Here is an 18312-nt window from a genome sequence, read left to right on the forward strand (position 1 = left end):
GAGCCATGGCACGCGGCAAGCTTCGGATCTACCTCGGCGCGGCACCGGGCGTCGGCAAGACCTACGCCATGCTCTCGGAGGCGCACCGCCGGGTGGAGCGGGGCACGGACTGCGTCGTCGGCTTCGTCGAGCACCACGACCGGCCGCGCACCGAGGTGATGCTGCACGGACTGGAGCAGGTCCCGCGCAGGCAGCTGGAGTACCGGGACACCACCTTCGGCGAGATGGACATCGACGCCGTGCTCGGCCGGGCGCCCGCCGTCGCCCTGGTGGACGAGCTGGCCCACACCAACATCCCCGGCTCGCGCAACGCCAAGCGCTGGCAGGACGTGGAGGAGCTGCTGGCCGCCGGGATCGACGTGGTCTCGACCGTCAACATCCAGCACCTGGAGTCCCTCGGGGACGTGGTGGAGTCGATCACGGGGGTGCGCCAGCGCGAGACCGTGCCGGACGAGGTGGTCCGCAGGGCGGACCAGATCGAGCTGGTCGACATGTCCCCGCAGGCCCTGCGCCGCCGCATGGCGCACGGCAACATCTACCAGCCCGACAAGGTCGACGCGGCCCTGTCCAACTACTTCCGCCCGGGCAACCTCACCGCCCTGCGCGAACTGGCGCTGCTGTGGGTCGCCGACCGTGTCGACGAGTACCTGAACCAGTACCGCAGCGAGCACCGGGTCTCCAAGATCTGGGGCTCCCGGGAGCGGATCGTGGTCGGGCTCACCGGCGGACCCGAGGGCCGCACCCTCATCCGCCGCGCCGCCCGCCTGGCGGAGAAGGGCGCGGGCGGCGAGGTGCTCGCCGTCTACATAGCCCGCAGCGACGGGCTGACCGCGGCCTCCCCGAAGGAACTGGCCGTCCAGCGCACCCTCGTGGAGGACCTCGGCGGCACCTTCCACCATGTGGTCGGCGACGACATACCGGCCGCCCTGCTCGACTTCGCGCGCGGCGTCAACGCCACCCAGATCGTGCTCGGCTCCTCGCGCCGAAAGGCCTGGCAGTACGTCTTCGGACCCGGCGTCGGCGCGACCGTCGCCCGGGAGTCGGGCCCCGACCTCGACGTGCACATCGTCACGCACGAGGAGGTCGCCAAGGGCCGCGGACTGCCCGTGGCCCGGGGCGCGCGGCTCGGCCGGACCCGGATCACCTCCGGCTGGCTGGTCGGACTGTGCGGCCCCGCCGTGCTCGCGGTGCTGCTGAACATCGTCGACATCGGACTCGCCAACGACATGCTGCTGTTCCTGGCGGTCACGGTCGCGGCGGCCCTGCTCGGCGGTCTGCTGCCCGCCCTCGCCTCCGTGGCCTTCGGGTCCCTGCTGCTGAACTACTACTACACCCCGCCCCTGCACCGGTGGACGATCGCCGATCCGAAGAACATCGTGGCCATCGCGATCTTCTTCGGCGTCGCCGTGTCGGTGGCTTCCGTGGTGGACCTCGCGGCCCGGCGCACCCATCAGGCGGCCCGGCTGCGGGCCGAGTCGGAGATCCTGTCCTTCCTCGCGGGCAACGTGCTGCGCGGGGAGACCAGCCTGGAGGAACTGCTGGAGCGGGTCCGCGAGACCTTCGCCATGGAGTCGGCCGCCCTGCTGGAGCGGGCGAGCGACGTCGAGCCGTGGACCTGCGCGGGGCGCGCCGGCTTCGGGCCCGCTCTGGAGCGGCCCGAGGACGCCGACGTGGACATGCCCGTGGGCGACCACATGGCGCTCGCCCTCACCGGCCGGGTGCTGCCCGCCGAGGACCGCCGCGTGCTCGCCGCCTTCGGCGCCCAGGCCGCCGTCGTCCTCGACCGCCGCCGCCTGCAGGAGGAGGCCGACCAGGCCCGCGCGCTCGCCGAGGGCAACCGCATCCGCACGGCCCTGCTCGCCGCCGTCAGCCACGACCTGCGCACCCCGCTCGCCGGCATCAAGGCGGCGGTCTCCTCACTGCGCTCCGACGACGTGGACTGGTCCGACGAGGACCGGGCCGAGCTGCTGGAGGGCATCGAGGAGGGCGCCGACCGCCTCGACCACCTGGTGGGCAACCTCCTCGACATGTCCCGCCTGCAGACCGGCACCGTCACCCCGCTGATCCGCGAGATCGACGTCGACGAGGTGGTGCCGATGGCCCTGGGCGGCGTGCCCGAGGACAGCGTCGAGCTGGACGTGCCCGAGACGCTGCCGATGGTCGAGGTCGACCCCGGGCTGCTGGAGCGGTCGGTGGCCAACCTGGTGGAGAACGCCGTCAAGTACAGCCCGCGCGGGCGACGCGTCCTGGTCTCGGCCAGCGCCATCGCCGACCGGGTCGAGGTGCGGGTGGTGGACCGCGGGCCGGGCGTGCCGGACGAGGCCAAGGACCGCATCTTCGAGCCCTTCCAGCGCTACGGGGACGCCCCGCGCGGCGCCGGCGTCGGACTCGGCCTCGCCGTCGCCCGTGGCTTCGCCGAAGCCATGGGCGGCACCCTGAACGCGGAGGACACGCCCGGCGGCGGGCTCACCATGGTGCTCAGCCTCCGCGCGGCAGGATCACCTCCTGAGTCCGCCTCCCACGCGGAGGGCATCGCAGAACCGGAAAGGCAGACCCTATGACCCGGGTGCTCGTGGTCGACGACGAGCCGCAGATCGTGCGCGCCCTCGTGATCAACCTCAAGGCGCGCAAGTACGAGGTCGACGCGGCCCCCGACGGCAGGACCGCCCTCGACCTGGCCGCCTCCCGCCACCCCGACGTGGTCGTGCTCGACCTGGGCCTGCCCGACATGGACGGCGTCGAGGTCATCAGGGGCCTGCGCGGCTGGACCCGGGTGCCGATCCTGGTCCTGTCCGCCCGCCACTCGTCCGACGAGAAGGTCGAGGCGCTGGACGCGGGCGCGGACGACTACGTCACCAAGCCGTTCGGCATGGACGAGCTGCTGGCCCGGCTGCGGGCCGCCGTGCGCCGGGCCGAGCCGGTCGGCGCGGGCGAGGACGACGTGACGAGCGTGGAGGCCGAGGGCTTCACCGTCGACCTGGCCGCGAAGAAGGTCAACCGCGACGGCAGGGACGTCCGGCTCACCCCGACCGAGTGGCACCTGCTGGAGGTCCTGGTCCGCAACACCGGCCGGCTGGTCAGCCAGAAGCAGCTCCTGCAGGAGGTGTGGGGGCCGTCGTACGGGACCGAGACCAACTACCTGCGCGTCTACATGGCCCAGCTGCGCCGGAAGCTGGAGACGGACCCGTCGCACCCCAAGCACTTCATCACCGAACCGGGCATGGGGTACCGGTTCGAGAAGTGAGCTGCGCTACGGCGCCGGGGGTGTGCCCCGGTACGCTTCAGATATGAGTGCTGTTCCTCGTTCCGAAAAGCCGGCCGGCCGGTTCCGGCGCATGCTCGACCGGCTCTCCTCGACGCAGGAGGACCTGGAGTCGGAGGAGCTGCGCGAAGACGCCGAGACGGCGGGGTGTACGAAGATCGGTGACTGCCAGGACCGGCAGATCGTCACCGTAACTGGTACCTTGCGCACGGTCACCCTGCGTCCGCGTGCCGGAGTCCCGGCCCTGGAGGCCGAACTGTTCGACGGTTCGGCCGCGCTGGACGTGGTGTGGCTGGGCAGGCGCTCCATCGTGGGCATAGAACCGGGGCGCAGGCTGATCGCATCGGGCCGGGTCTCGCTGAGCCGGGGCCGCCGGGTGCTCTTCAATCCGAAATACGAACTGCGACCCCTCGGACGGGAGTAGCCGGTGACGTCACTCGACAAGCCGACCGAAGACACCGACCAGACTCCTGCGGACCAGGCCGGCGACGCCCGTGCGGTGACGGAGGCGGCGCTGTTCGAGGCGTTCGGCGGAGTCCGTGGCATGGTCGAGACGGTCGTGCCGGGCCTGCTGTTCGTCGCGATCTTCACGGTCGACAAGGACCTGCACCTGTCGGCGATCGCCGCGCTGGCCGTGTCCCTGGTCCTGGTCGTGGTGCGGCTCGTGATGAAGGACACCGTCAAGCACGCCTTCAGCGGGGTGTTCGGCGTGGCCTTCGGCGTCCTCTTCGCGATGTTCACGGGCAACGCCAAGGACTTCTACCTCCCCGGCATGCTCTACACGCTGGGCCTGGCGGTGGCGTACATCGTCACGACCCTCGCCGGGGTGCCCCTGATCGGTCTCATCCTCGGCCCGGTCTTCAAGGAGAACCTCTCCTGGCGCACCCGTAACCCGGGCCGCAAGAAGGCCTACGCGAAGGCCAGTTGGGCCTGGGGCCTGATCCTGCTCGCCAAGTGCGCGATCCTCTTCCCGCTGTACTGGTGGTCCGACACCACCAAGCTCGGCTGGGTCCTCGTGACCCTGAAGATCCCGCCGTTCCTGCTGGCGGTCTGGCTCACCTGGGTCTTCCTCGCCAAGGCCCCGGCCCCGATCGACGTCTTCGCCGAGATGGAGGCCGAGGAGAAGGCCGAGAAGGAGCGCAAGGCCGCGCTGGCCACCGAGGGCGGCGAGCCCACGGGCGGCCGGCACCGCCGGGACGCGTAGCCGGCCGCGGTACGACGAGAAAGGGCGCCCCCGCCAGGCGGGGGCGCCCTTTCTCGTCGTACCGGTCAGGCCTCGTCGCGCCGCACCGACAGCAGTTCCTCCAACTGCTCCTCGCGGGCCTGGGCGGCCACGAAGAGGAGTTCGTCGCCCGGCTCCAGGGAGTCCTCCTTGGAGGGGGTCAGGACGCGGGTGCCGCGGATGATGGTGACCAGCGAGGTGTCCTCCGGCCACTGGACGTCGCCGACCTGGGTGCCGGCCAGGGCCGACTCCTCGGGCAGCGTCAGCTCGACGAGGTTGGCGTCGCCGTGGCTGAAGCGGAGCAGGCGGACCAGGTCGCCGACGCTCACCGCCTCCTCGACCAGCGCGGACATCAGGCGCGGGGTGGACACGGCCACGTCCACACCCCAGGCCTCGTTGAACAGCCACTCGTTCTTCGGGTTGTTGACGCGGGCAACGACGCGCGGGACGCCGTACTCCGTCTTGGCGAGCAGCGAGACGACCAGGTTGACCTTGTCGTCACCGGTCGCGGCGATCACGACGTTGCAGCGCTGGAGCGCCGCCTCGTCCAGGGACGTGATCTCACAGGCGTCGGCCAGCAGCCACTCCGCCTGGGGCACCCGCTCCACCGAGATGGCGGTCGGGGCCTTGTCGATGAGCAGGACCTCGTGGCCGTTCTCCAGCAGCTCGCCCGCGATCGAGCGGCCGACGGCGCCGGCTCCGGCAATGGCGACCCTCATCAGTGACCGCCCTCCTCTTCCGGACCCCCGGCGAACGCGGCCTCGACCTTGTCCACGTCGTCCGTCCGCATCATCACGTGCACGAGGTCGCCCTCCTGCAGCACCGTCTGGGAGGTGGGCAGCATCGCCTCGCCCAGCCGGGTCAGGAACGCCACGCGCACGCCGGTCTCGTCCTGCAACTTGCTGATCTTGTGGCCGACCCACTTCGGGGAGGCGTGCACCTCGGCGAGCTGCACCCCGCCGGTGGGGTCGCGCCACAGGGGCTCGGCGCCGGACGGCAGCAGCCGGCGCAGCATCTGGTCGGCGGTCCAGCGGACCGTGGCCACGGTGGGGATGCCGAGCCGCTGGTAGACCTCGGCGCGGCGGGGGTCGTAGATACGCGCGGCGACGTTCTCCACGCCGAACATCTCGCGGGCCACGCGCGCGGAGATGATGTTGGAGTTGTCCCCGCTGGAGACGGCGGCGAAGGCGCCCGCCTCCTCGATTCCCGCCTCGCGCAGGGTGTCCTGGTCGAAGCCGACCCCGGTGACCCGGCGGCCTCCGAATCCGGGGCCCAGCCTGCGGAATGCGGTCGGGTCCTGGTCGATGACGGCGACCGTGTGCCCCTGTTGCTCCAGGGTCTGGGCGAGAGCGGAGCCTACTCGCCCGCAGCCCATGATGACGATGTGCACGGTTTACACCACACTTCCCATAGGCCCTTTGACCTGGGTGAACGTCCCGCTCATCTTCCTCTTTCGGCTCGTCAGGCAACACGTGCGGCCTAGCGTTCGGCCGTCAGGCAACATCATGCCGGTGAATCGCGGTCGTGACCTAGTTCGGGTGTGGTCCGGCTCAGGGGGTCTTGGCGACGGACAGCAGGACCGCGGCGTCCTCCAGGGCTTCCAGGCCGTGCCGGGCCGGCGGCACGATGAGCAGGTCCCCGGTCATGCCCTCCCAGGCCTCGTCGCCGCTGCGCAGCCGCACCCGGCCGCGCAGGACCAGCACCGTCGCCTCGCCGGGGTTCTCGTGCTCGGCCAGCTCGGTGCCGGCCCGCAGGGCGATGAGGGTCTGGCGCAGGACGTGCTCGTGGCCGCCGTGGACGGTCTCGGCGCTGCGGCCGGTGGGGGACGCGGTGGCCCGTTCCACGACCTTCTGCCCCCGGTAGCGGGCCTCGGTCATGAAGTGCGCGTCCGGGGTGCGGGTGATCGGCAGATTGGTGCCCCACACGATCAGATAGCCGGCGTTCCACCAGTCGCCGGACTCCGGCACGTCGGTCTGGTCGCCGAACACCTGCGGTGAGGCCATGGGGAGGTCGGCGTACCAGTCGTAGAAGGGGGAGATCGTGCCGCCGATCATCGACAGGTAGCGGGTGCCGGCCGCGTACGACGCCATGGACATCGCCGGGATCGGGGAGAAGCCGACGATGCGGTCCGGGCCGTACCGTTTGACGGTGTGCACCTGCGCCGCCGCCACCAGCTCGGTCACCTCGCGCCAGTCGCAGCGCACGAACCCGCCCTTGCCGCGGGCGCGTTTGTAGGCGGCGCACCGCTCTGGATCCGAGGTCAGCCACTCCCACGCCTCGACCGGGTCGGCGGTGCGCGCCCTGGCCTGCCGCCACAGCTCCAGCAGGGGGCCGCGCACGTACGGGTAGCGGATGCGGGTCGGCGAGTAGGTGTACCAGGAGAACGACGCCCCGCGCGGGCAGCCCCGTGGCTCGTACTCCGGGGAGTCGGGCCCCACCGAGGGGTAGTCGGTCGCCTGGGTCTCCCAGGTGATCAGGCCGTCCTTGACGAACACCCGCCACGAGCACGAACCCGTGCAGTTCACCCCGTGCGTGGAGCGCACCTCCCGGTCGTGGCGCCATCGCTCGCGGTAGAACTCCTCCGCCGCGCGGCCGCCGCCGCGGTACAGGATCCGCCGGTCGGGTGACTGGGTGCCGGGGAAGAAGTACTGCGCCGTCCGCATCAGCCGCTCCGCCGCGGCGTCGGCCCGGTCGGTGCTCACATCAGTCGCCTCCTCGGGTGCCGGGGGCCCGCGCCGCGTGCCCCACCGCTCCGCACTGCCACGGGGGAGATGACCACCATGCCTTCGCGACGGCCGGACCGACCTGGTACGACACTCCGTCAGCCCCGATGGGCGGACGTCCGGGGCGACCGCGCGGGGTGGTGGCTCCTGGGCGGGGGGCTTTGGGGTGATTGCGCTGGGCGGTGGCTTTCGGGCCGGGGGCTTTCGGGGTGATCGCGCCGGACTGTGGTCCCCGGGCGGGGGGGGGGCTTCTGGGTGGCGGGTGCCCGGGCGGGCGCCGGCCGGGGCGGGCCTCTTACCGCTGCGGATCGAGGGGCTCGGCCGTCTCGAACGCGGTCGAGGGCGGCGCGGGGAGTACGGCCTCCGCAGGGGCGACGCGGGGCACCGGCCGCCGCTGGTCGGCGTCGAGGCCGGCACGCGCAACCCGGCACCCGCAGGCCTGGACGACCTGGCCGAGCGGGCCGCCCGTCCGGCCGCGGCCCCGCCGGACGAGCGGTGCGACGCCCCCGCTCCCGAGAGTAGACAGACGTTCGATTGTGGCGCCGTCGTGCGGCGCCGCCGTCGTACGGTCTGCCGCGGGACGGGCGGCGAGCTGCCACGGCGCCCATCGGCGCGTGATGCTGCGCACGCTGTACAGGGTCAGGATTCCGAGGCCGGCCAGGGCGACCACGGCTCCGATCAGCTCAGCGGTCGGTGGCATGGGACCTCCGAAGGGTCTGCGAGAGGCGGGGTTTGCCATCTAGGCACGGCCGGCGACCGGACCACGGAATCCGCACTTCCGTGCCCCGACGAGTTCACCCGAGGGGCAGATATGGGGGAGGGGGTGGGCGGCTGCCTGTTCGAAGGCTTACGATCCTCTCTCGTGTCCAAACTGACCGACGTGCCCAAACGGATCCTGATCGGGCGCGCACTGCGCAGTGACAGGCTGGGCGAGACCCTCCTGCCGAAGCGCATCGCACTGCCCGTGTTCGCCTCCGACCCGCTGTCCTCTGTCGCCTACGCGCCGGGGGAGGTCCTGCTGGTCCTGTCCATCGCGGGCGTGTCGGCGTACCACTTCAGCCCATGGATCGCCGTCGCGGTCGTGGTGCTGATGTTCACCGTGGTCGCCTCATACCGGCAGAACGTCCACGCGTACCCGAGCGGTGGCGGCGACTACGAGGTCGCCACCACCAACCTGGGACCCAGGGCCGGCCTCACGGTGGCCAGCGCCCTGCTCGTGGACTACGTGATGACCGTCGCCGTCTCGATCGCCTCCGGCATCGAGAACCTCGGCTCCGCGATCCCCTTCGTGGTCCAGCACAAGGTGCTGTGCGCGGTCGTCGTGATCGTGCTGCTCACGCTGATGAACCTGCGCGGCGTGAAGGAGTCGGGCAAGCTCTTCGCGATCCCGACCTACGTGTTCGTCGGCGGCGTCTTCGTCATGATCGCCTGGGGCGCCTTCCGCGGCCTGGTCCTCGGCGCCACCATGCACGCGCCGACCGCGGACTACACGATCAAGGCCGAGCACCAGGGTCTCGCGGGCTTCGCCCTGATCTTCCTGCTGCTGCGCGCCTTCTCCTCCGGCTGTGCCGCGCTCACCGGCGTCGAGGCGATCTCCAACGGCGTCCCGGCCTTCCGCAAGCCCAAGTCGAAGAACGCGGCGACCACGCTCGCGATGATGGGCCTGCTGGCCGTCACCATGTTCTGCGGCATCATCGTCCTCGCCATGACCACCAAGGTCCGCATGGCCGAGAACCCGGCCACCGACCTGCTCCACAACGGCCACCCGATCGGTTCCGGCTACGTCCAGAACCCGGTGATCTCCCAGGTCGCCGAGGCGGTCTTCGGCAAGGGCAGCTTCCTGTTCGTGATCCTCGCGGCGGCCACCGCCCTGGTGCTGTTCCTGGCCGCGAACACCGCGTACAACGGCTTCCCGCTGCTGGGCTCGATCCTCGCCCAGGACCGCTACCTGCCGCGCCAGCTGCACACCCGCGGCGACCGCCTCGCCTTCTCCAACGGCATCGTGCTGCTCGCCGGTACGGCGGCCCTGCTCGTGGTCATCTACGGCGCGGACTCGACCCGGCTGATCCAGCTGTACATCGTCGGCGTGTTCGTGTCCTTCACGCTCAGCCAGACCGGCATGGTCCGGCACTGGAACCGGCACCTGAGGGACGAGCAGGACCAGGCCAAGCGCCGCCACATGATCCGCTCCCGCGCGATCAACGCGTTCGGCGCCTTCCTGACCGGCCTGGTGCTGGTCGTGGTGCTGGTCACCAAGTTCACGCACGGCGCCTGGGTGGCCGTACTCGGCATGTGCATCTTCTACGCGACGATGACCGCCATCCGCAGGCACTACGACCGCGTCGCCGAGGAGATCGCCGCTCCCGAGGAGCCGGACGACGACCTGGTCCGCCCCTCGCGGATCCACTCGGTCGTGCTGATCTCCAAGATCCACCGCCCCACCCTGCGCGCCCTGGCCTACGCCAGGCTGATGCGCTCGGACACCCTGGAAGCGCTGACGGTCAACGTCGACCCGGCCGAGACCAAGGCGCTGCGCGAGGAGTGGGAGCGGCGCGGCATCGACGTCCCGCTGAAGGTCCTGGACTCGCCGTACCGCGAGGTCACCCGGCCGGTGATCGAGTACGTGAAGGGCCTGCGCAAGGAGTCCCCGCGCGACGCGGTCTCGGTGATCATCCCCGAGTACGTGGTCGGCCACTGGTACGAGCACCTGCTGCACAACCAGAGCGCGCTGCGCCTCAAGGGCCGCCTGCTGTTCACGGCCGGAGTGATGGTCACCTCGGTGCCCTACCAGCTGGCCTCCTCCGAGGTGGCCCGGGTCCGGGCCCGCAAGCGGCAGGACTGGAACGCACCGGGCGCGGTCCGGCGCGGTCCGGCGGCCGAGCGGCCGAAGGAGCCGTCGGCGGCCAAGGACTGAGACGGGGCGGCGAGGCCGTAGACTGGTGGGCTGTTGTCGGGCCCACCAGGCTCGCGCCGCGTCCCTTCGTCGATTTCCCGATCTGGAGTCACCCCACCATGCAGACAGAACCGACCAAGTCTCTGGTGGGCGAGGAGTACGAGGTCGAGATCGGCCCCGTCGCCCACGGCGGCCACTGCATCGCCCGCACCGCCGAGGGGCAGGTGCTCTTCGTCCGGCACGCGCTGCCGGGCGAGCGGGTGGTGGCCAGGGTGACCGAGGGCGAGGAGGGCGCCCGCTACCTCCGCGCGGACGCCGTGCGCGTCCTCGACGCCTCCAAGGACCGCATCGAGGCCCCCTGCCGCTTCGCCGGCCCCGGCCGCTGCGGCGGCTGCGACTGGCAGCACGCCAAGCCGGGCGCCCAGCGCCGGCTGAAGGCCGACGTCATCGCCGAACAGCTCAGGCGTCTCGCGGGGCTCACCCCCGAGGAGGCGGGCTGGGACGGCACCGTGCTGCCCGCCGAGGGCGACAAGCTGCCCGCCGGCCAGGTGCCGCAGTGGCGGACGCGGGTGCAGTACGCCGTCGACGCCGAGGGCCACGCGGGGCTGCGCCGCCACCGCTCGCACGAGGTCGAGCGCATCGACCACTGCATGATCGCGGCGGAGGGCGTGTCCGAGCTGGGCATCGAGAAGCGCGACTGGGTCGGGATGGCGTCCGTCGACGCGATCGCCGCGACGGGCTCCCAGGACCGCATGGTGATCCTGGAACCCCGCCCCGGCGCCCGGCTGCCGCTCGTCGAGCTGGACCGGCCGGTCTCCGTCATGCGTGTCGAGGAGAAGGACGGCGGCGTCCACCGCGTCCACGGCCGCGCGTTCGTGCGTGAGCGCGCCGACGACCGCACCTATCGCGTCGGCAGCGGCGGTTTCTGGCAGGTCCACCCGAAGTCCGCCGACACCCTGGTCAAGGCCGTCATGCAGGGCCTGCTCCCGCGCAAGGGCGAGATGGCCCTGGACCTCTACTGCGGCGTCGGCCTCTTCGCCGGCGCGCTCGCCGACCGGCTCGGCGAGAAGGGCGCGGTCCTCGGCATCGAGTCCGGCAAGCGGGCCGTCGAGGACGCGCGGCACAACCTGGCCGACTTCCCCCGCGTCCGCATCGAGCAGGGCAAGGTCGAGTCGGTCCTGCCGCGCACCGGCATCACCGAGGTCGACCTGATCGTCCTGGACCCGCCGCGCGCCGGCGCCGGCCGCGCGACGGTCGCCCACCTGTCCTCCCTCGGCGCCCGCCGCATCGCCTACGTCGCCTGCGACCCGGCCGCCCTGGCCCGCGACCTGGCGTACTTCCGAGACGGCGGCTACCGCGTGCGGACGCTGCGGGCGTTCGACCTGTTCCCGATGACGCATCACGTGGAGTGCGTGGCGATCCTGGAGCCCGCGGAAAAGGGTCGCTGACCTGGCGTTTCTCCGGGTGTGCTTGATGGGCGTCACGTGCGCCAGGCGCGACGTCCTGACGCATGTTCCAGGTGCGTGACGCACGTTCGACGCATGCACAGGGCGCCTACTGACGGATCGTCATGCGCGGTTTGAGGTTGCTGGACGGGCGCTCATTCGTGTGGTGGTGGCCGCTGCGGTTACAGACTGCATGGTGTGCACATCTAAAATGGAGTGAGATGGGCCGCCGCCGGGCCGCCGGCGCGGTGGCGGGCCCGACGGGGACGCCACCACGCGGCCCGGCTGGAACTACGCGTGGGAGCTGATGACGCCGCCCGCGCTCAGCACGATGTACACGCCGTTGGCGTCGAGGCCTGCGTCCTGCTGGTTCGCGTCCAGCGTGGCGTCCACCGATCCGTCGTTGCCGAGGATCTGCGCACGGTAGTGCAGTTCACCGGTCTTCGTGACCTTGGCCTTCCAGCCGCCGGCGAGGTCGAAGGTGCCCGGCCCCGTGTGTCCGCCGCCCATCCAGGAATGGACCTGGCCGCCCAGCGTGAGCACCACGAACATGTCGTTGGCGTCGAGCCCGGCATCGCCCTGGTTCGTCTCCAGCGTGGCCAGCACCGCACCGCGGCTGACGATGTCGGCGCGGTAGTGCTCGTCGCCGAGCCGACGGATCATGGCCGTACTGCCGTCCGCCAGCGTCTGGGTGCGGACCGGGGAGGCCCCCTTGGTCCGCGCGGCCGCCGCCTCGACGCGGTGCACGGCGGACGCCTCGGTCCGCAGGCCGGTCAGACCCTTGCCCGCACTGGTCCCCGAGCCGCCGTGCACGGCACCGGTGCCGGCGGCGTGGGAGGCGGAGTCCTGCTGCACCGGGCCGGCGCCCGCGGCGTGGCCCCCGCTCTGGCACGCGGTCAGCGAGAAGGCCGCGGCGGCGGCCAGGGCGGCGACCAGGCCGGCGGAACGGGTGGTGAGGCGAGTGGTCATGATCGAAGTCCCCCAAGGGTCGACAGGATCCGGCACGCGCGCCTGCTGCCGCGCGGTGGTCGGCCGGATCTTCCTTTTGTCACACCTCGTCAGATGGCCGCCGGGCATGAGTTGTTCATCGGCCTCTGTCCGCATCCGGTAACAAGGGAGCCGGGTGCCGGACGCGCGTCGATGAGGGGTTGCGCCCGCTCGCCTTCCGCGGCGGCCCCGAGGAGGCCCGAACCCGCCCGCGCGGCGTGCGTGGAGGTCCGCGGCGTACCGTCGAAGACGTGGACCTCTCCGCGGACAGGACGGTGGCGACGGGCTCGGCGATGTTCTGCGACGCCATGACGTCCGGGTACCCCCACAGCTCGGGCAGGTCCCGCCGCAGGACCTCCTCCACGTCCCGGGTCAGCGGGCCCGCCTCGAGGCTGAGCTCGCGCGCGGCACGGGACAGCAGACCCTGGTGAGCGGGGACGGTGCCGTCGACCTCCTCGACCTGCCGCCGGGTCCGCCGCTCGGCCTCGGCGGCCTGCCCTTCGAGGCGCTGGCGCTGGAGATGCCCGAGGGCAGCCTCATCGCCCTCTACAGCAACGGCCTGCTCGAATCCCGCGACCACGACGTGGACGAGGGCGTCACCAGGCTGCGCCAGGCGCTCGCGCGGCCCGCGGACTCCCTGGAGGCGGCCTGCGACATCGTGCTGGACGCCCTGCTCCCGGCCCGGCCGGACGACGACGTAGCGCTGCTCCTGGCCCGCACCCACGGACTCGGGAGCGGCCAGGTCGCCACCTGGGAGCCGGAGGCGGATCCCGCCGCCGTCTCCCGGGCCCGGACGAACGTGTCCCGGCAGCTGGCCGCCTGGGGGATCGGGGAGCCCGACTTCACCGCCGGGCTGGTGATCAGCGAGCTGGTCACCCACGCCGTCCGCTACGGCAGGCCGCCCATCCGGCTGCGCCCGATCCACGACCGCACCCTCCTGTGCGAGGTGTCCGACGACAGCAGCACCACGCCGCATCCGCGCCGGGCCCGGGTCTACGACGAGGGCGGCCGCGGCCTGTTCCTGGTGGCCCGGCTCGCCGGGCGCTGGGGAACGTGCCACGCCCGCCACGGCAAGACGGTCTGGGCCGAACTCGACGACGCCGCCGGACCGCGGGCACCGGCCTGCGCGTAGCCGCCCAAGGCCCCCGAGCCCTCAAGCCCCCAAGCCTCCCTCGGCCCCCGAGGCGCCGGCCTCAGGCGGGTCTGCGGGTCCGTTCGCCGGCCTCCTTCGCCTCCTTCTTCTCGGCGGTGCCGACGAGCAGCGTCGGCTGGTAGCCGGTCGCGGCGATCTTCGCCACCAGTTCGGCGAGGAACGTACAGGCGCGCGCGATCTCCTTCTGCGACTGGTTGCGCTCGCTGACCGCCGCCGCGACGAGCAGGGCGGTCAGCGAGGAGGCACCGTTGAACGCCTGCAGCGTGATCATGTCGGTGATCAGGTCGTGCCCGAGGAACGGTCCCGATCCCCGGGTGGCGGCGATGATCGCGAAGGTCGACACGGCCAGGGCGCAGGGCGCGGCCCCCGCCAGCTGGAACCGGAAGGCCGCCCAGATCAGCAGCGGGAAGCCGAGGAACATCAGGGGGGTGCCCCGGGTCTCGACGTACCCGACGCAGGCGGTGGCCGCGACGAGCAGCAGCCCCTCCAGCCACCGGTACGCCGGAACCCGCCGGGGCCGGCGCACGGTGCGCAGCACGAGCAGGACCGGCGTCACCACCAGGACGCCCATCGCGTCGCCGGTCCACCACACCGACCAGGTCGGCCAGAACCTGCCGGTGCTCAGCGCACCGGAGAGGGCCAGCGTGCCGGTGCCCGCCGTCGCGCTGACCAGCATCCCCGCGAAGGCACCGAGAAAGATCAGCGCGAGCGCGTCCCGCAGCCGGTCCAGTTCGACCCGGAATCCGGCGCGGCTCAGCAGCGCGTACGAACAGAGCGGGGCGAGGGTGTTTCCGGCCACGATGGCGAGGACGGCCGGGATCGACGGTCCGAGGGAGAAGTTCGCGAGGAGCGCGCCGAGCGCGATCCCGGGCCAGACCCGCGGGCCGCGCAGGAGCAGGCTCGCCAGGGCGATACCGGTCGGCGGCCACAGCGGGGTGACCTGGCCGCGCACCAGCTGCTGGAGCAGTCCCAGCTCGGCCGAGCCGTAGTACAGCGCGGCGACGACGCAGATCTCCACGGCGGCCACACCACCGCCCCGGAGCCGTTCGTGCCGCGCGTCGAACATCGGGCGACCTCCGCATCACCATCGCCCCGGGATCCATCATCCGCTCGATGGCCGGGATCCTCCACGGCAGCGCGGGGCGGGCGGTGCGGAGAAGCGGCGAGGTCAGGCGCGCGGGGTGCGCAGGGCGAGTACGGCCATGTCGTCGTGGCCGTCGCTCGGGTGGTGGTCGGCCAGGGCCCGGACGAAGTCCTGCAGCGGCAGCGCGGCGTAGGCGGCGGCGAGACCGGTGAGTTCGTCGAGGCTCTCGTCGATGGACCGGGCGGGGTGTTCGATCAGCCCGTCCGTGAAGAAGACGACGGTGGAGCCCGGGGGCACGAACCGGGAGTGGTCGGGGCGGGGCTGCTCGAAGTCCACGCCCAGCGGCAGCCCGGGCTCGGCGAACAGGTACTCCGCCCGGTGCCCGGGGGCGAGCAGCAGGGGCGGGACATGGCCCGCGGTGCTCCAGTGCAGCCGCCAGCCCGTGCCGGCCGGCTCGATGCGCGCCAGCGTGGTGGTGGTGACGGGGTTGTTCGTGATGGCCTGCAGGGTGCGGTCGAGCTGGGCGAGGATCGCGCCGGGCGTGCTGCCCCGTTCGTACAGCAGGGCGCGCAGCATGTTGCGGGTGGAGGCCATGGCGGCCGCGGCCCGCAGATCGTGCCCCACCACGTCGCCGATGACGACCGCGACAACGCTGTCGGGCAGCGGGACGGCGTCGTACCAGTCGCCGCCGAGCTGGCTGGGTTCGGCGGCGGGCCGGTAGATGGCGGCGGCGGTGAAGGGCCGCAGGTCGGGCAGTGTCGGCAGCAGGAGCCGCTGGAACTGCTCGGCGCCGACACGTACCCGCTCGAACAGGCGGACGTTCTCGATCGCGATGCCCGCCGCCCCGGCCAGGGCGACGACGACGTCCTCGTCGTGGATGTCGAAGGGCCGGCCGTCGCGCCGCTCGGAGAGGTAGAGGTCCCCGTAGATCTCGCCGCGCACGCTGACGGCGACGCCGAGCAGGCTGCGCATGCACGGGTGGCCCGGCGGGAACCCCACGGACGACGGATGGGCGAGGATGCTCTCCAGCCGCAGGGGGTCGGGGTGGTGGATCAGGTGCCCGAGGACGCCGAGACCGCGCGGAAAGCCGGTCCCGGCCAGATCCGAGTACTCCTGCTCGGACAGGCCCGCGGCGATGAAGCGCTCGAGGTGGTCCCCGGCCTCGTCGAGCACGCCCAGTGCCCCGTAGCGGGCCCCCACCAGGTCCATGGCGGTGGTCACGATGCGCTGCAGCACCGCCGGCAGCTCGACCTCCCGGCTGATGGCCACCACCGCGTCCAGCAGGCCCTGCAGCCGGGCCATGGCCTCCAGCAGCTCCCTCGTCTGCTCGTTGATCCTGCTCAGTTCGGCGCGCAGCCGCAGGTGCAGATCGGGGTCGGGAGCGTGCGGCGGCCTCCACGAGGGTCCTTCGCCGGTTCCTGCCATCCTGAACACCCAGTGGCCTCCTGCGACCCTGGGTCATCGCGGCCGCGGCGCGGCGCGGTGAGACGGGCCGAACGGTCGTCACCCATGAATCAGGATGACACGCCGCGTCCCGCCCGCACGCGGTCCCGGCTCCCCCTCGGCCGCGCGGGGTGCGAGGGATCATGACGGCCGCGAGGGACTCGGTCCGGGAGGGCCGCCGCGGCGGCGACGCCGACGCCGCGGTGCACCGCCGGGTCCCCGGGGACTGATCCCGGGTCAGGGACGGACACGACCCTTCCCGCACGGCCCCGGCGCCGGGGCCGCGGATCGCCGCGCCGGACCGTCCTGGGCCTCGTGTGTCCGCGCGCGTGGCGTCATACGGGGATGCGATCGTGGGAAGGGGGCAGGGGACCCGGTGGGCGGCCGACGGGACGGAGGACCACGATGGACTGGCGGATGTTCGCCGAACAGCTGGCGGGACTGGCGCGCGACCTGCTGGCGCAGGACACGGTGACCGCCACCCTGGACCGGATCACGCACTCCGCGATGGAACTCGTCCCCGGCTGTGACGCGGCCGGCATCCTGATCCTGCACAACAAGGGAGTGCAGACCCTCGCCCCGACCGGTCAGATCGTGATCGACAGCGACCAGCTCCAGGCACGGCTCCACCAGGGCCCCTGCTACGACGTCGCCCGCCGCCAGGACGGCGAGCGGGTGTTCCGGATCGGCGACTTCCGTGAGGAGCACCCGGGCTGGCCGGACTACGTGGCCGCGGGCCGCGAGCTGGGTCTCGGCAGCATGATGGGCTTCCTGCTCTACACGGAGGACGAGGACCTCGGCGCGCTGAACCTGTACTCGCGCAGCCCGGGCGCGTTCACCGAGGCCGGGGAGACGGCCGGCTGGCTGCTGGCCTCGCACGCCGCGGTCGCCTTCTCCAGTGCCCGCACCCACTCCCAGCTGGAGCAGGCCGTCGAGACCCGGCACGTCATCGGCGAGGCCATGGGCATCCTCATGGGCAGCCACGACCTCACCGAGGACCAGGCCTTCGACGTGCTGCGCCGCTTCTCGCAGGACCACAACGTCAAGCTCCGCGACGTCGCCCGCCGCATCTGCGAACGCGGCGGGCTGAACTAGCCGCTCACGGCCCGGTGGTGCGGCCCTCGAACGCGGCCAGGAGGCGTTCCGCCGCCAGGGTCGCGGTCAACCGGCCCTCCCTGACCTGCCGTTCCAGATCCGGTGCCGCCTCGCGCACCGCGGGGTCGGCGTACAGCCGGCCGAGCAGCTCGTCGCGGACCATCGCCCAGGTCCAGTCGACCTGCTGGTCCCGCCGCTTGGCGGTGAGCCGCCCGGTGGAGTCCAGCAGGGCGCGGTGCTGCTCCAGCCGTTCCCACACCGTATCCAGACCCGCCGACTCGCGGGCGCTGCAGTGCAGCACTGGGGGAGTCCAGAAGGCCTCCCTGCCGTGCATCAGCCGCAGCGCGCCCGCCAGTTCCCGGGCCGCCGCCCGCGCGTCCCGCTCGTGCGGCCCGTCCGCCTTGTTGACGGCGATCACGTCGGCCAGCTCCAGGACGCCCTTCTTGATGCCCTGGAGCTGGTCGCCGGTGCGGGCCAGGGTGAGCAGCAGGAAGGAGTCGACCATGTCCGCGACCGCCGTCTCCGACTGGCCCACGCCCACGGTCTCCACGAGGATCACGTCGTAGCCCGCCGCCTCCATCACCACCATCGACTCCCGGGTGGCCTTCGCGACGCCGCCCAGCGTGCCCGCGCTGGGGGAGGGCCGCACGAAGGCGTTCGGGTCGACCGCGAGGCGCTCCATCCGGGTCTTGTCGCCCAGGATCGAACCGCCGGTGCGGGTGGAGGAGGGGTCGACGGCGAGCACGGCGACCCGGTGGCCGAGCGAGGTCAGCATCGTGCCGAACGCGTCGATGAACGTCGACTTGCCGACGCCCGGCACGCCGCTCACGCCGATCCGTCTGGCCCGGCCGCTGTGCGGGAGCAGCTCGGTGAGCAACTCCTGTGCCAGCGCCCGGTGCTGCGGCCGGGTGGACTCGACGAGCGTGATGGCGCGGGCCACCAGGGCCCGCTTCCCGTCGAGCACACCCTTCACGTACGTGTCGAGGTCGATCGCTGCCATCGCGG

The 18312-nt window shown here is 72.3% G+C and carries 16 protein-coding genes and 1 pseudogene; 8 read left to right on the forward strand and 9 right to left on the reverse strand.

What is annotated here, in order from left to right; translation table 11 throughout:
- Nucleotides 1-5: 5 nt before the first annotated feature.
- From ACZ7FF_RS19500 to ACZ7FF_RS19515, 4 genes are read left to right on the forward strand one after another with little or no spacing between them, the layout of a single operon-like run.
- The gene (locus ACZ7FF_RS19500) at nt 6-2561 is read left to right on the forward strand and encodes an ATP-binding protein (RefSeq protein WP_470813465.1); all 2556 of its coding nucleotides are present in this window, start codon (nt 6-8) and stop codon (nt 2559-2561) included.
- Nucleotides 2558-3244, forward strand: coding sequence for a response regulator (locus ACZ7FF_RS19505; RefSeq protein ID WP_470813466.1), 687 nt, complete (start codon nt 2558-2560; stop codon nt 3242-3244). Before ACZ7FF_RS19500 ends, ACZ7FF_RS19505 begins: the two co-directional genes overlap by 4 nt.
- A gap of 43 nt (nt 3245-3287) precedes the next feature.
- Nucleotides 3288-3686: an OB-fold nucleic acid binding domain-containing protein gene (locus tag ACZ7FF_RS19510; protein ID WP_470813467.1), complete on the forward strand. Its 399-nt coding sequence runs from the start codon at nt 3288-3290 to the stop codon at nt 3684-3686.
- Nucleotides 3687-3689: 3 nt separating this feature from the next.
- Nucleotides 3690-4466 carry a DUF3159 domain-containing protein gene (locus ACZ7FF_RS19515; RefSeq protein ID WP_470813468.1) on the forward strand — a complete coding sequence of 259 codons (777 nt, stop codon included), beginning with the start codon at nt 3690-3692 and terminating at the stop codon, nt 4464-4466.
- 65 nt (nt 4467-4531) lie between these two features.
- Here the strand turns inward: ACZ7FF_RS19515 and ACZ7FF_RS19520 are convergent, their stop codons facing one another.
- The 5 genes and pseudogenes from ACZ7FF_RS19520 to ACZ7FF_RS19540 form a co-directional block, all read right to left on the reverse strand.
- Nucleotides 4532-5203, reverse strand: coding sequence for a potassium channel family protein (locus tag ACZ7FF_RS19520; protein ID WP_470813469.1), 672 nt, complete (start codon nt 5201-5203; stop codon nt 4532-4534).
- A complete protein-coding gene (locus ACZ7FF_RS19525; protein WP_452965362.1) occupies nt 5203-5874 on the reverse strand; it encodes a potassium channel family protein in 672 nt (223 codons plus the stop codon). The genes ACZ7FF_RS19520 and ACZ7FF_RS19525 overlap by 1 nt, the downstream gene beginning before the upstream one ends.
- A 160-nt stretch (nt 5875-6034) precedes the next feature.
- Nucleotides 6035-6328: a cupin domain-containing protein gene (locus tag ACZ7FF_RS19530; protein WP_470813668.1), complete on the reverse strand. Its 294-nt coding sequence runs from the start codon at nt 6326-6328 to the stop codon at nt 6035-6037.
- Nucleotides 6326-7147, reverse strand: a pseudogene (locus tag ACZ7FF_RS19535) (molybdopterin-dependent oxidoreductase); the annotation flags it as partial. The gene ACZ7FF_RS19530 and the pseudogene ACZ7FF_RS19535, both read right to left, overlap by 3 nt.
- A 355-nt stretch (nt 7148-7502) precedes the next feature.
- Nucleotides 7503-7907, reverse strand: a complete 405-nt coding sequence (locus ACZ7FF_RS19540; protein ID WP_470813470.1) for a hypothetical protein — start codon at nt 7905-7907, stop codon at nt 7503-7505.
- Nucleotides 7908-8069: 162 nt separating this feature from the next.
- Here ACZ7FF_RS19540 and ACZ7FF_RS19545 point away from each other — a divergent pair, with 162 nt between their 5' ends.
- Together ACZ7FF_RS19545 and ACZ7FF_RS19550 are read left to right on the forward strand one after the other, a co-directional pair.
- Nucleotides 8070-10121 carry an APC family permease gene (locus ACZ7FF_RS19545; RefSeq protein WP_470813471.1) on the forward strand — a complete coding sequence of 684 codons (2052 nt, stop codon included), beginning with the start codon at nt 8070-8072 and terminating at the stop codon, nt 10119-10121.
- Nucleotides 10122-10219: 98 nt separating this feature from the next.
- On the forward strand, nt 10220-11548 hold the full coding sequence (locus ACZ7FF_RS19550) for a class I SAM-dependent RNA methyltransferase (protein ID WP_470813472.1): 1329 nt from the start codon (nt 10220-10222) through the stop codon (nt 11546-11548).
- A gap of 288 nt (nt 11549-11836) precedes the next feature.
- Here the strand turns inward: ACZ7FF_RS19550 and ACZ7FF_RS19555 are convergent, their stop codons facing one another.
- On the reverse strand, nt 11837-12514 hold the full coding sequence (locus tag ACZ7FF_RS19555) for a hypothetical protein (RefSeq protein WP_470813473.1): 678 nt from the start codon (nt 12512-12514) through the stop codon (nt 11837-11839).
- A gap of 445 nt (nt 12515-12959) precedes the next feature.
- Here ACZ7FF_RS19555 and ACZ7FF_RS19560 point away from each other — a divergent pair, with 445 nt between their 5' ends.
- Nucleotides 12960-13664, forward strand: coding sequence for a SpoIIE family protein phosphatase (locus ACZ7FF_RS19560; RefSeq protein WP_470813474.1), 705 nt, complete (start codon nt 12960-12962; stop codon nt 13662-13664).
- 61 nt (nt 13665-13725) lie between these two features.
- Here ACZ7FF_RS19560 and ACZ7FF_RS19565 read toward each other — a convergent pair whose 3' ends face one another.
- Both ACZ7FF_RS19565 and ACZ7FF_RS19570 read right to left on the reverse strand, forming a co-directional pair.
- Nucleotides 13726-14751 (reverse strand): MASE1 domain-containing protein, encoded by a 1026-nt coding sequence (locus ACZ7FF_RS19565; RefSeq protein ID WP_470813475.1) that lies wholly within the window; start codon nt 14749-14751, stop codon nt 13726-13728.
- A 102-nt stretch (nt 14752-14853) separates the two neighbouring features.
- Nucleotides 14854-16194 carry a PP2C family protein-serine/threonine phosphatase gene (locus ACZ7FF_RS19570; RefSeq protein ID WP_470813476.1) on the reverse strand — a complete coding sequence of 447 codons (1341 nt, stop codon included), beginning with the start codon at nt 16192-16194 and terminating at the stop codon, nt 14854-14856.
- 423 nt (nt 16195-16617) lie between these two features.
- Here ACZ7FF_RS19570 and ACZ7FF_RS19575 point away from each other — a divergent pair, with 423 nt between their 5' ends.
- A complete protein-coding gene (locus tag ACZ7FF_RS19575) occupies nt 16618-17307 on the forward strand; it encodes a GAF and ANTAR domain-containing protein (protein WP_470813477.1) in 690 nt (229 codons plus the stop codon).
- A 4-nt stretch (nt 17308-17311) separates the two neighbouring features.
- On the opposite strand, the gene meaB is transcribed toward ACZ7FF_RS19575, so the two are convergent.
- Nucleotides 17312-18307 carry a methylmalonyl Co-A mutase-associated GTPase MeaB gene (gene meaB / locus ACZ7FF_RS19580; protein WP_470813478.1) on the reverse strand — a complete coding sequence of 332 codons (996 nt, stop codon included), beginning with the start codon at nt 18305-18307 and terminating at the stop codon, nt 17312-17314.
- Between the last annotated feature and the right edge of the window lie 5 nt (nt 18308-18312).

The organism is Streptomyces sp. NPDC037126 (genome assembly GCF_055605965.1).

Coding starts and splice junctions, on each gene's coding strand:
- ACZ7FF_RS19500 (WP_470813465.1), top strand. CDS start 6: ATGGCACGCGGCAAGCTTCGGATCTACCTCGGCGCGGCACCGGGCGTC.
- ACZ7FF_RS19505 (WP_470813466.1), top strand. CDS start 2,558: ATGACCCGGGTGCTCGTGGTCGACGACGAGCCGCAGATCGTGCGCGCC.
- ACZ7FF_RS19510 (WP_470813467.1), top strand. CDS start 3,288: ATGAGTGCTGTTCCTCGTTCCGAAAAGCCGGCCGGCCGGTTCCGGCGC.
- ACZ7FF_RS19520 (WP_470813469.1), bottom strand. CDS start 5,203: ATGAGGGTCGCCATTGCCGGAGCCGGCGCCGTCGGCCGCTCGATCGCG.
- ACZ7FF_RS19540 (WP_470813470.1), bottom strand. CDS start 7,907: ATGCCACCGACCGCTGAGCTGATCGGAGCCGTGGTCGCCCTGGCCGGC.
- ACZ7FF_RS19550 (WP_470813472.1), top strand. CDS start 10,220: ATGCAGACAGAACCGACCAAGTCTCTGGTGGGCGAGGAGTACGAGGTC.
- ACZ7FF_RS19555 (WP_470813473.1), bottom strand. CDS start 12,514: ATGACCACTCGCCTCACCACCCGTTCCGCCGGCCTGGTCGCCGCCCTG.
- ACZ7FF_RS19565 (WP_470813475.1), bottom strand. CDS start 14,751: ATGTTCGACGCGCGGCACGAACGGCTCCGGGGCGGTGGTGTGGCCGCC.
- ACZ7FF_RS19570 (WP_470813476.1), bottom strand. CDS start 16,194: ATGGCAGGAACCGGCGAAGGACCCTCGTGGAGGCCGCCGCACGCTCCC.
- ACZ7FF_RS19575 (WP_470813477.1), top strand. CDS start 16,618: ATGGACTGGCGGATGTTCGCCGAACAGCTGGCGGGACTGGCGCGCGAC.
- meaB (WP_470813478.1), bottom strand. CDS start 18,307: ATGGCAGCGATCGACCTCGACACGTACGTGAAGGGTGTGCTCGACGGG.